Source organism: Bifidobacterium goeldii (assembly GCF_003951095.1).
Lineage (GTDB): Bacteria > Actinomycetota > Actinomycetes > Actinomycetales > Bifidobacteriaceae > Bifidobacterium > Bifidobacterium goeldii.
In genome coordinates this window covers 106,252-117,796 of sequence record NZ_QXGL01000002.1, presented here as the reverse complement: position 1 = coordinate 117,796, position 11,545 = coordinate 106,252, and the positions used below count along the sequence as shown (strand labels likewise).

12 protein-coding genes and 2 tRNA genes are annotated in these 11,545 nt (G+C 56.5%); 5 read left to right on the top strand and 9 right to left on the bottom strand.

Going from position 1 to position 11,545, the window contains the following annotated elements:
- Window positions 1-156: 156 nt before the first annotated feature.
- The 5 genes from rnc to coaD form a co-directional block, all read right to left on the bottom strand.
- On the bottom strand, window positions 157-960 hold the full coding sequence (gene rnc / locus D2E25_RS04155; protein ID WP_125980087.1) for a ribonuclease III: 804 nt from the start codon (window positions 958-960) through the stop codon (window positions 157-159).
- 127 nt (window positions 961-1,087) lie between these two features.
- A complete protein-coding gene (gene rpmF, locus D2E25_RS04150) occupies window positions 1,088-1,282 on the bottom strand; it encodes a 50S ribosomal protein L32 (RefSeq protein ID WP_125980085.1) in 195 nt (64 codons plus the stop codon).
- A gap of 112 nt (window positions 1,283-1,394) precedes the next feature.
- Window positions 1,395-2,000: a YceD family protein gene (locus D2E25_RS04145; protein WP_125980083.1), complete on the bottom strand. Its 606-nt coding sequence runs from the start codon at window positions 1,998-2,000 to the stop codon at window positions 1,395-1,397.
- 129 nt (window positions 2,001-2,129) lie between these two features.
- On the bottom strand, window positions 2,130-3,026 hold the full coding sequence (locus D2E25_RS04140; protein ID WP_420897327.1) for an ATP synthase subunit B family protein: 897 nt from the start codon (window positions 3,024-3,026) through the stop codon (window positions 2,130-2,132).
- A 161-nt stretch (window positions 3,027-3,187) separates the two neighbouring features.
- Entirely contained in the window at window positions 3,188-3,676 is a 489-nt protein-coding gene (gene coaD, locus D2E25_RS04135; RefSeq protein WP_125980080.1) for a pantetheine-phosphate adenylyltransferase, read from the bottom strand.
- A 138-nt stretch (window positions 3,677-3,814) separates the two neighbouring features.
- Here coaD and D2E25_RS04130 point away from each other — a divergent pair, with 138 nt between their 5' ends.
- Window positions 3,815-4,156, top strand: coding sequence for a DUF3039 domain-containing protein (locus D2E25_RS04130; RefSeq protein WP_241217003.1), 342 nt, complete (start codon window positions 3,815-3,817; stop codon window positions 4,154-4,156).
- 156 nt (window positions 4,157-4,312) lie between these two features.
- On the opposite strand, the gene D2E25_RS04125 is transcribed toward D2E25_RS04130, so the two are convergent.
- Window positions 4,313-5,632: a nicotinate phosphoribosyltransferase gene (locus D2E25_RS04125; protein ID WP_125980078.1), complete on the bottom strand. Its 1,320-nt coding sequence runs from the start codon at window positions 5,630-5,632 to the stop codon at window positions 4,313-4,315.
- A gap of 203 nt (window positions 5,633-5,835) precedes the next feature.
- Between D2E25_RS04125 and rph the strand changes: the two genes are divergently transcribed.
- Together rph and D2E25_RS04115 are read left to right on the top strand one after the other, a co-directional pair.
- On the top strand, window positions 5,836-6,600 hold the full coding sequence (gene rph / locus D2E25_RS04120; protein WP_125980076.1) for a ribonuclease PH: 765 nt from the start codon (window positions 5,836-5,838) through the stop codon (window positions 6,598-6,600).
- Between the two features lie 40 nt (window positions 6,601-6,640).
- Window positions 6,641-7,345 carry a non-canonical purine NTP pyrophosphatase gene (locus tag D2E25_RS04115; RefSeq protein ID WP_125980074.1) on the top strand — a complete coding sequence of 235 codons (705 nt, stop codon included), beginning with the start codon at window positions 6,641-6,643 and terminating at the stop codon, window positions 7,343-7,345.
- Between the two features lie 123 nt (window positions 7,346-7,468).
- Here D2E25_RS04115 and D2E25_RS04110 read toward each other — a convergent pair whose 3' ends face one another.
- A complete protein-coding gene (locus D2E25_RS04110; protein ID WP_125980072.1) occupies window positions 7,469-8,470 on the bottom strand; it encodes an AEC family transporter in 1,002 nt (333 codons plus the stop codon).
- A 294-nt stretch (window positions 8,471-8,764) separates the two neighbouring features.
- Here D2E25_RS04110 and D2E25_RS04105 point away from each other — a divergent pair, with 294 nt between their 5' ends.
- Window positions 8,765-9,079, top strand: coding sequence for a hypothetical protein (locus tag D2E25_RS04105; protein WP_125980070.1), 315 nt, complete (start codon window positions 8,765-8,767; stop codon window positions 9,077-9,079).
- 220 nt (window positions 9,080-9,299) lie between these two features.
- Here the strand turns inward: D2E25_RS04105 and D2E25_RS04100 are convergent.
- Both D2E25_RS04100 and D2E25_RS04095 read right to left on the bottom strand, forming a co-directional pair.
- Window positions 9,300-9,380 (bottom strand) — tRNA-Leu (locus D2E25_RS04100).
- A gap of 91 nt (window positions 9,381-9,471) precedes the next feature.
- A tRNA-Thr gene (locus D2E25_RS04095) sits at window positions 9,472-9,547 on the bottom strand.
- A 259-nt stretch (window positions 9,548-9,806) separates the two neighbouring features.
- Between D2E25_RS04095 and pgi the strand changes: the two genes are divergently transcribed.
- Complete coding sequence (gene pgi / locus D2E25_RS04090) at window positions 9,807-11,507, top strand: glucose-6-phosphate isomerase (protein ID WP_125980067.1); 1,701 nt, start codon at window positions 9,807-9,809, stop codon at window positions 11,505-11,507.
- Window positions 11,508-11,545: the final 38 nt, after the last annotated feature.

Here is an 11,545-nt window from a genome sequence, read left to right as displayed (position 1 = left end):
TTATGCTCTGTGCGCCGGCATGGCAACAATGCGCGTTCGCTTGTGGCTATGGCGTGAAATGCTTCGTATCAACACAGTGTAGGCATATGGCTGACAGTACGACACGGCCGCTTCTCGGCTGGTGGACTGGGCGATGCTTATTTTGCTGGGCGATGCTTATTTTGCTGCAGAAGTTGACGCAGCAGCCTGTCCAGCTGCCTGTGCTACCGCTTGCACAGCAGCCGCGCAGTCTGCGAGCGTAAGATGCTTGCCAGCCGAGCGCGCTTTTTCGAAACGCTCCAGCGTATGCCATGCGACTTCCGCTGCAGCCAACTGTGCTTTGCGCTTGCTGCTACCAGTACCACGACCGATAATCTCATCTTTCGGGCCGATCGTGACTCGTGCTGCGAATTCCTGCGCGTATTCAGGGCCACTTACGCTCATGCGATAGCGTGGCTCTTCCATACCCATTTGGTGCGCTTTGACGGTAAGCGACGTCTTCCAGTCGAGTGCAGGGCCTTCGGTAGCGACTTCAGCCAGCGTGTCGTCAATCAAACGATGCACGACTTTGCGCGCCCCCTCAATGCCGTGCTCGAGGAACGTGGCACCAATGAGCGACTCGACAATGTCGCACAGAATAGAGCTTTTATCAGCGCCACCTGATTCAGCCTCACCATGACCGAGCAGAATGAATGGGCCAACGTGCAGTTTCTCGCGGGCGATTTGCGACAGCGACTCTTCCGAGACTGCTTTTGCACGCATTTTGGCAAGCTGACCTTCAGTCATATCCGGATGAGTTGTGAACAGCGTTTCGGTGGTCACCAATTCCAGCACAGCGTCGCCAAGAAACTCGAGACGCTCGTAGTTGGGTGTTCCCTCATGCTCATGTGAGAAGGAACGATGGGTGAGTGCCTGCACCAGCAGTTGTGGGCTGATGGTGGCGCCCAAGGCAGCGAACAGCTCTTCACGTGGCTCGGTCATTGTTCTCCTTTGTATATCCGGTATGTCGTCCAGCTGATCGCACGCGTACTGACGGCTTACCATACGCAAAGGCCCCGCCACCCGTCGATGGCAGGGCCTTATTTCGTTGAGCGGCATTCGCCTGCGATCACTTGGTGTGCTCAGCGCGAATGGCGGCGCGGTAGGTGCGGCCGCGGTAGGAGCCGCAGCTCGGGCAAGCCATGTGCGGCAGCGCCGGAGCGCCACAGTTCGGGCATGCAACGGTCTGGACGGCGGAAGCCTTCCAGTTCGCGCGACGCGAGTGCGTGTTAGCGCGCGAGGTCTTGTACTTAGGCAGTGCCATGTGTTAATCCTCTGTTTCGTTCGAACAATTGAGCTTAAGCGTACGGTATCTTAACGCATCGCCCGTACAAAGTCATATTGGACTGTTTGCGGGCGCGTTGTGACCCTGCTGGTCAGGCGTTGCGCTCGCGTTCTTCCTGCTCGAGTTGTGCTTTGAGATCAGCCAGCGCTGCAAAACGCAAATCAGTGGTCTCGTGATGATGATCGAGGTGCTCGTTGAGATCAATACCGCACTGCGGGCACAATCCGCGGCAATCCTCGCGGCACAGTGGCTGCAATGGCAGTGCTTCAACGAGCGTGTCACGTAGGAGTGCTTCAAGGTCCGCGAACGCGCCATCTCGGCTGAGCGGGTACGTGTCTTCGGACTCATCTTCGCCGGCAATAATGTCGACTTCTTCTTTGCTATTGCGCGAGTCTTCTGGAGAATCGTAGGGGAAGAATGCGGTGACATCTACGCCCCAATCTCGTTCGATTGGCTTGAGGCAGCGGGTGCATTCGGCTTGCACTGGCGCGTTGATGTGCGCGGTGAGAATGAGACCATCGACGATTGAGTCGAAGGAGCCGGTGACGCTAACATCAGCGCCTTCGCGCACGCCGATGATATTGTCGCCGATGCCGCTGGGTGCGGGGAATACGGCGTCGATGAGTTTAGTTTGACCGGGGCGGGATGCGACTTGTGCGACGCTCACAGCCCATGCGGAGTCTTCTGGACGTGCCATCTACTTCATTCCTTACCAGCTACTGCTTGAGTAGCTTGACTTGTATATATCAGTGTGTTTGTGCGGGCGCTGGCGCTGATTGCAGTGCGGCTGCGTTGTTCAGCGTTGTTCAGTACTGTTCAGCGTTGTTCAGCGCGCGTCGTTGTAGTCGTCGTCATCCAGGCTGGGCATTGCCTCACCGGCTGCGCGCTGACGTTCCTCAAGTACGTTCAAGCCCGCCTGCACGTCGTGGCTGAGCTTGCCAAGCTGCTCTTGCAAGCCGGTCATCACCGTTGTGCAGTAAGCGTCGGCGCCATGCGTCAGATGATCGGCGCGCGCCTGCGCATTGTCGAGAATCGTGCGCGCGCGCTGGCGAGCCAGATCAGTGATATTGTCCTGGCCGACGATGATCTGCGCCTGCTTATTCGCTTCTTGCAGCGTGTCTGCTGCGCGGCTTTGTGCCGAAGCAACGATTGCGTTCGCCTGCGTTTGCGCGGATTCAAGACGACGCTCAGCTTCACGCATGAGTGCAGAAGCGCGCTCAAGCTGTACCGGTAGCATCTTCTTCAGCTCATCCAACTGGCCCGCGAACTCTTCGCGATCCACGCGCACCATACCCGGCGCAAACAGGCTGGATTTCGCGTTATCCAACGATTCTTCCAGCGAGTCGATAATGTCATACACCGTAGTGAACTCTTCGCGCGACTTCGCCTCCTGCGGGTCCATCGGCGTATCTGGGTCGAGCGTTTCGCGCAAGTCCGGCAGCTGGTTAATCGGGAACGTTGGCTTAGACGGCTTCGCATAGTCGGCAACATCTGCTTCATCCTGCGCGGAAGGAATCGGATGCGCTGATGCAGCTGCTGAAGCTGCCGGCGGATCAGCTGGCGACGCGGGAGCTGCATCATACTGCGAGGCAAACGGCGCGTCAGCAGTCGCTTGCGCCGACTCGCCAGCAGTATTGCCTGCGTTTTCGGAGCTGCTCGCATCATGCAATGCTGCGGCTGCTGCATTCGTAATAGACGGAATATCCAAGCTTGGCACATTCATGTCCCCGCTCGTACCGTTGACGAGCTGCTGCGCTTGCACATACGTGGTGCTGTACGCGTTCGTCTGCTCATCGGTCTGTGCGCTGGTCTGCTCATTGGCCTGCGAAGTTGCAGAATCGTCAGGATTAGTGGTGTTGTTGAAATCTTCCATAATGCTTTCCTCTATCGTTCTTCCTGCAATGCCTGCTGCAGCATTGGTACCACACAGTCGGGCACCATGCCGGTTACGTCGCCGCCGTGGCGCGCTACATCTTTCACAATCGAACTTGAAATATGTTCGAGTACTGGGTCTGCTGGCAGAAACAGCGTCTCTATGCCAGCGAGCTTACGGTTGACAAGCGCCATGCCAAGCTCTGCCTCATAATCACCGTTCTGGCGCAAGCCTTTGACGATAACCGTTGCCCCCACCTGCTTGCAGTAGTCGGTAATCAAACCGGTTGTTGACGACACCTGTACTTGCGGGTATCCGTCGCTGTCGAGTGCGCGGCGAATGACCTCGACGCGTGTAGCGGCGGAGAACATGGGGGTTTTCGCGGCGTTGACGGCCACCACCACATGCACTTCGTCAAAGAAGCGCGCGCAGCGCTCGATGACGTCCAAATGCCCCGCGGTAACGGGGTCGTACGATCCTGGACATACTGCGATAGTCATACGCTCTAGCCTAGCGCGTGACGGCGAAGAGGTGTGAGAAAGCTGGCAAGGGCTCGCCAACAGTCGCATGAGGTCCTATGATGAGGGCTACATAAGTCGTCTCCGCTGTGAGCGGGGCGCGTCGAGAATGGAGTCGATATGTCACTGTCGTCTGTGTCGCCGTTGACTGGCGATGCTATTGAAGCGCACGGAACGTTCGTGGGACTCGCCGACCCGGTGTCGCCGCTGTCCAACCCTGATCACAGCTCTGGAACTGCAGTGCTGGAACGCCCTGAAACGAAAGAGCAAACCAATCGTAGTGATGATGGTGATGCGGATCGTTTCGCACACTACGTATCGCGTGAGCGTATTGCCGAGTCGAAGCTTACGGGCAGGCCGGTCGTCGCATTGTGCGGCAAGGTGTGGGTGCCGAAGCATGATCCTTCCCAGTACCCGGTGTGCCCTGATTGCAAGCGTATTTATGAGGAAATGATGCACTGAGTTGCAAGGCGCTGAGTTGCAACTCACAGCGTGCAGTGTGCTGCAGTAATACGTAAGCGGTGCCGATCGTGTGATCGACACCGCTTACGTATCACTGATGCGTTTGTTGGTGACCGTGCTGGTTTATGCACAGTCGCAGTGCGCTACTTGCAGAACTTATAGAACGGTGATCTCCGTGTTGATTACCGGCTCACCCTTCATCAGGCTTTGCGCAGTTACCGGCAGCTCAGCAAGCGCTTGAGCGCGGTATTCGTGCGCGGCGACGATAGCGTCATGACCCTGATACTGCTTATTGATCTCACCATGATCCACGTAATCAACAAGCAGATCCTTCCAACCATCCTTCGGCTGATAGGCGGCGAGCTGATCTTCTGAACCGGAGACCACGTGCTCGCAATCTGCCAAACCATACTCGTAGGAACGGTAGGCGAGCTTGCGGCCGGGCACGCTCGCCTTGTCCTTCGACTTCTTTGCTACCGGTTGCATTACGCCATTGCTGTTTTCGCGTTCGGTGAGCTTGTACACCATCGCACATGTAGGCGCGCCAGAACCGGTGACCAGCATCGTGCCCACGCCGTACGAGTCAACCGGAGCAGACTGCAATGCGGCCAGCGCGTACTCATCAAGATCATTGGTGACGGTGATCTTCGTATTCGTAGCTCCCAGAGCGTCCAGCTGATTGCGGACGCGCTGAGCCAACGAAGCCAAATCACCGGAGTCAATACGCACGCCGCCAAGCTCAGGGCCGGCCACTGCTACAGCAGTTTTGACCGCTTCTTCAATGTTGTACGTATCTACCAGCAGTGTCGTATTGCGACCGAGTGCATTAATTTGCGAAGTGAATGCGTCACGCTCAGAATCATGCACCAGCGTGAAGCAATGCGCCGCAGTACCGATCGCCTTCAAACCATACATTTGCGCAGCCAGCAGGTTGGCAGTTCCCTTGAAACCGCCGACTACAGCAGCGCGCGCGGCGGCAACCGCAGCCCACTCGTTGGTGCGGCGGCCACCCATATCCATGCACGGGCGGTCTTTGGCTGCGGAAACCATGCGGGAAGCGGCAGAAGCAACCGCTGAATCGTAATTCAGAATGCTCAAAACCAGCGTTTCCAGCAGCGTGCACTCACCGAACGTGCCCTCGACTTGCAGAATCGGCGAGTTCGGGAAGAACATTTCGCCTTCACGGTAGCCTTTAATAGAGCCTGAAAAATGCAGGTTTTCAAGCCACTTAATCGTCTCAGGGCTTACCACGTTGCGATCGGAGAGGAATTTCAGATCCTCATCATCCAAGTGGAAGTGCTCCAAAGCGTCGAGAATACGGCCCACGCCAGCCACAACGCCATAGCGGCGGCCTTCAGGCAGATGACGTGTGTATACCTCAAACACGCATTTGCGGTTAGCGGTGCCGTCGCGCAAGCAAGCGTCGAGCATCGTGTATTCATACATATCGGTCATCAGGGCCGGTGAGTGGTCCATGGAATCTCCCTCGTTTCGTTTGCATACCAGACTACTCGTCGGCGCTCCCCGCGTTGTACGCAACAGGCAGGGGAGTGGCGGTCGTCATATCCGCCACACAATAATAGTCCTTGTGACCATATATCGGCACGCGTTGTTTCGCTGACTATATCTACAGTGCCGCAGACTGTGCAGCTTCGCTAGCTGGTGCTAGGTTGGGGTGCATGGCTCAGATTAAAGATTTGCTTGCTCAGGATACTGTGATTCGCGCGGATGGCCGCGCAGTAGACGAGTTGCGCCCGGTGAAAATCACCCGTCATTTCACCGACGTTCCAGAAGGCTCTGTACTGATTGAATGCGGCAACACGCGTGTGATGTGCACGGCCACGTTCACGCCGGGCGTGCCACGCTGGCGTAAGGATTCCGGCCTTGGTTGGGTAACCGCAGAATACTCAATGTTGCCGCGCGCGACCGCAGAGCGCACCGACCGCGAGTCCGTTAAGGGTAAGATCGGTGGCCGTACGCACGAGATCAGCCGTCTGATCGGCCGCTGCCTGCGCGGTGTTGTTGATATGAAGGCGCTCGGCGAAAACATGGTGCAAATCGACTGCGACGTGCTGCAAGCTGACGGCGGTACGCGCACTGCGTCAATTACCGGCGCATACGTGGCGCTTGTTGACGCGATGCACTGGGCAGAAAAGAACAAACACATCAAGTCCGCTGATCGCGTGCTCAAAGATGTGGTGTCAGCTGTGTCTGTTGGTGTGATCAACGGTACGCCGATGCTTGACCTGCCTTACATTGAAGACAGCCAGGCTATGACCGATATGAATGTTGCAATGACCGGCTCCGGCACGTTCATTGAAATTCAAGGCACTGCTGAACACCGCCCGTTTAGCCGCAGCGAGCTCAACGTACTGCTTGACTTGGCAGAAAAGGGCAATAAAGAGCTGCAGGCTGCTCAGCGCGCGGCGCTCGCTCTGGACTGAAGTAGGACTGAAGGCAACTCAACAAGAAAACGGGATCGTTATGAAACTGATCGTCGCTACGCACAACGAAGGTAAACTCGCTGAGATCCGCCGCATTCTCGCGGCTGACTTAGGCGCCGACGCCGACCGCATCGAACTCGTGTCCGCTGGCAGTATGAACCTGCCTGATCCGGTAGAAACTGGCGTGACATTCCAGCAAAACGCGCTGCTCAAAGCGCGCTTTGTTGCGGCGCTCACTGGACTGCCGGCGCTCGCTGATGATTCTGGCCTGATTGTGGATGTGATGGGCAATGCGCCTGGCATTCTTTCCGCGCGTTGGGCTGGCGTGCATGGCGATGATGCGGCAAACAATCGCCTGTTGCTCGCACAAATCGCTGATATTCCTGATGCGGCTCGTACGGCGCGCTTCCGTTGCGCGGCCGCATTGGCTGTACCGGGAGACGAGTTGGCTGAGCCAACTGCTGCTCCCCAGGTGGAATCAGCTAACGGCGAACCAGTGTTGCTGCGCTATGCGATTGCTGATGAAACCGTGGAAATTGGTGAAATGCCGGGCGTGATTATTCGTCAGCCGCGTGGTGAGCATGGCTTTGGCTACGACCCATTGTTTGTGCCCGATGATCAGCCGGCTGGTGCAGATCATCCGCTCACTAGTGCAGAGATGTCTGCAGAGCAAAAGAATGCGATTTCTCACCGCGGCAAGGCTATTAAGGCTATTGTCTCGGCTGTAGATCAGCTGCTCCACTAGGATTGATCCTCAATAGGTCGATCCTCAGATCCTCAATGGATAGTGTGCATATCCGGACCACTTAAATACCCCCTTAGGGTTCTACGTGGTCCGGATATGCACACAACCGTGTAGGAGCCCGGGTTAGGCAGGAATTGCGATGTTGACGATTGTCATCAGAATGATCGCGATAATCGCAGATGTAGCTAAGGTAAACCCGGCCAACTTGGCATTACCGAGCACCTTGTCAGTAAATAACGTCGAGAACACAGCAGTCGGCGCCAACGACAGCATTACTACAGCCTTGCGCACAGCAGCGTCAAACGGGAGTACAAACCAAGCAAACGCTGCGAAAAGAAATCCCAACGGCAAACGCCATGCCAGCACGCGCGCCACATCGCGAATATCTTTCGCGGTGTGCGGCAAATCCATCAGCATGCCCACCATGAATACTGAGCAGAATGAATTTGCGTTCGCTACGGGCTCAAGAATTGTTGGCACAAACCCCGGAATGTGCACGTCAAAGAGCATGACCACGATCATCAGCATGTACACATCGAACGGCACTGAGGTAATAAACCCGCGAACAATCTTCGCGGCCTTGGCTCGTCGTGCAAGTCGACGCGCATCGCGGTCCGTTGGGCGCTTATAGGGCAACGTTGGTGCATTGCCCGCATGCTGCTCGGTAATAGGACGATCCATATCAATATGCAACATGGATGTTGTCATCACATTGGTGCCAGCAGTCACCATTACCGAATTGCCAATATCAAACATTGAGGCAGTCACCAGTGCCGAAGGGCCTAAAAACGCTTGCAATACTGGAAAACAGAAATTGCCCACGTTAAAACCAGCAGCATTGAGCATAAGAAACGCGCGATCTGCAGCGGGCTTATGCCGCGAAGCAAGGAACGTGAGCGGTAGAGGAAGCAGCGCGCATACGAATGCAAATACCGAAATTAGCAGCATATTAATCTGATGCGGATTTGTAGCAAATGAGACGATAATCGACGCCGGTAATGTGAAATCGAACACAACTACTTGCATCACGCGATAGTCACGCTGACGGAATAAGCCAGCCCGTTTTACTAGATACGCCGCGGCGATAATCAGCAGGAACGCGATGGGCTTCAAGATAGCAGACATGCGATGTTCTTCCTCCGGGCATAGCATATGACGCCGTTTCCGCGGGCTTGGTTGGTGATAAGAGTATGCGTCATAAGTCTAGGAGGATGTGATTACGCGCGCTCGCGATGTCCGCGCTCGATAAATGGAATAGATTCCGTTTTTTGGAAACGTTACCACCCCCGAATCGCCGGCGACATTGCGTTGTAAATCAAGGGGGTGTAACTGTCTGCGGGTTGTGGGTAGTCTGGGCGCGTTACGTCTGTTCGACCCGGTATAGCCGGTTCGTTCCGTTAAATGGAGGCAGTTTGAACCATGAAGAACGATAAACAGACCGGATTCACTGAACGGCAGCGGGCCTACTTGGAATCGCTGCCTGCGGTACAGAGTGTGGGAGCAAAACGCATTCGTTACACTGAGGCATTTCGTGATGAATGCTTGAAGCGATATTGCGAGGGTGAATCTCCTGCAGAGCTGTTCCGTGAAGCTGGGCTTGACCCGAAAATGCTCGGCTATAAGCGCATCGAGCGCGCGTTTGCTCGATGGCGTCAAGCTGCGCATATTGAAGCTCGAGGTGAAACGTATGGTGGGGGAGCTCCGTCCACTGCGGCACAGGATGAGGCAGAGTAGTGAGCGGAGTGCATTTCTCTATAGTCTGCTGTGATGCGACTATAGAGAGATGGATAAGGGTGATAACTCAACCGTGTTGTGTCGGTGGATATGATACGGGGGCATTGCATGCGGCGCTTTCGATATATCGGAAGCGCCGTTTTGTGTTCAGTGCCGTATGGATCATGATGAACATGGTGAAGAAGGCAGTTGAATCAACGGTGATTCAGTCGTGACTGTGTGCGCGAGACGGGACTTGAACCCGCACGTCAAAGACACAGGAACCTAAATCCTGCGCGTCTACCAATTCCGCCACTCGCGCATGCGCATTGCCACCGGTTGCACCGATCGCCCTGCATCTGCAGTGTATACCGCAGATATGCAAAACCCTAGGCCTTACACCTAGGGTTTTATGGAGCCACTTGTCAGAATCGAACTGACGACCTGCTCATTACGAGTGAGCCGCTCTACCGACTGAGCTAAAGTGGCACATGCGATCCCGCGTAACCGCAAGCAGCGCACAAGAAGAACAGTGTACCGGATGATCTCGACTTGTGCAAATGCCGTGTCGGCATGTCGCCGTAGTGCAAACGAATGTTGTTTTGCTGTTTACGGTGAGTATTTTTTGTGTGGTTCTGTCCACTTTTGTAAGTATCTTGTAAAACGAAGTAAACGGTTTTGTGCTCGTGCGGCAGTTGACGCGCTCGAGCTGATTCCGCTTCACAGTGATGATGAAAGGACCTACACCATGGCCATCAATCCTCCTATCGATGCCACGAAGACCCCAGCGTGGGTTGCTCTGCAGAAGCACTACGACGAGCTGCAGGCCGAGGGCATCAGCCTCAAGAAGTGGTTCGCTGAGGACCCCGACCGTGTCAAGGAGCTGAGCTTCGATGCTGGCGACCTGCACTTCGACCTGTCCAAGAACCTGATCAAACCGGAAACCCTGCGCCTGTTCACCTTCCTCGCCGACGAGGTCAAGCTGGGCGACCGTATCAAGGCAATGTACACCGGTGTGCACATCAACAACACTGAGGACCGTGCTGTGCTGCACACTGCACTGCGTCGTCCGGTTGAGGACGAAGGCAAGTACATCGTCGACGGCCAGGACACCGTCAAGGACGTGCGCGAGGTGCTCGAGCGCATCTACAAGTTCGCTGACGAAGTGCGCTCCGGCAAGTGGACCGGCATCACCGGCCGCAAGATCGAAACCGTCGTCAACATCGGTATCGGTGGCTCTGACCTGGGCCCCGTCATGGTGTACGAAGCGCTGAAGCCGTACGCAGACGCTGGCATCTCCGCTCGCTACATCTCCAACATCGACCCGAACGATCTGGCTGAGAAGACCAAGGGCCTCGACCCGGAGACCACCCTGTTCATCATCGTCTCCAAGACCTTCACCACGCTGGAAACCCTGACCAACGCTCGTGAAGCTCGCACTTGGCTGCTCGAAGAGCTCGAAGCCAACGGCGCTATCGCTGCTGGTGACGACGCTGCTCGCGCCGAAGCCATCAAGAAGCACTTCGTGGCAGTCTCCACCAACCTGGAGAAGGTCGCTGAGTTCGGCATCGACCCGAACAACGCATTCGGCTTCTGGAACTGGGTCGGCGGCCGTTACTCCGTCGACTCTGCCGTCGGCACCTCCCTGGCTGTGGTCTTCGGCCCGGCTCGCTTCGAGGAGTTCCTGCACGGCTTCCACGAGATCGACGAATACTTCGCCAACACCCCGTTCGAGAAGAACGTCGTCGTGCTGCTCGGTATGCTCAACGTCTGGTACCGCAACTTCTTCAAGGCTGCTTCCCACGCTGTGCTGCCGTACGATCAGTACCTGCACCGCTTCCCGGCCTACCTGCAGCAGCTGACCATGGAGTCCAACGGTAAGTCCGTGCGCTGGGACGGCACCCCGGTCACCACCGAGACCGGCGAGATCTTCTGGGGTGAGCCGGGCACCAACGGCCAGCACGCCTTCTACCAGCTGATCCACCAGGGCACCCAGCTCATCCCGGCCGACTTCATCGCGTTCGTCAACACCCCGAACCCGACCAAGGACGGCGACCAGGACGTGCACGAGCTGTTCCTCGGCAACTACTTCGCACAGACCAAGGCTCTCGCCTTCGGCAAGACCGCTGACGAAGTGCGCGCTGAAGGCACTCCGGAAGAGATCGTCCCGGCCCGCGTGTTCACCGGCAACCGCCCGACCACCTCGATCTTCGGTGTGGCTCTGACCCCGTTCGCAGTTGGCGAGCTCATCGCCCTCTACGAGCACATCACCTTCGTTGAAGGCACTGTGTGGGGCCTTGACTCCTACGATCAGTGGGGCGTTGAGCTCGGCAAGCAGCTCGCCAAGCAGATCACCCCGGCGATCTCCCAGGACGACGAAGCACTCGCTGCGCAGGACGCTTCCACTCAGTCGCTGATTCGCTTCTACCGTGCGAATCGCGAGTTCTGATTCCACTTCGTTCCATCAGAACTCGTGATTCGCACTCC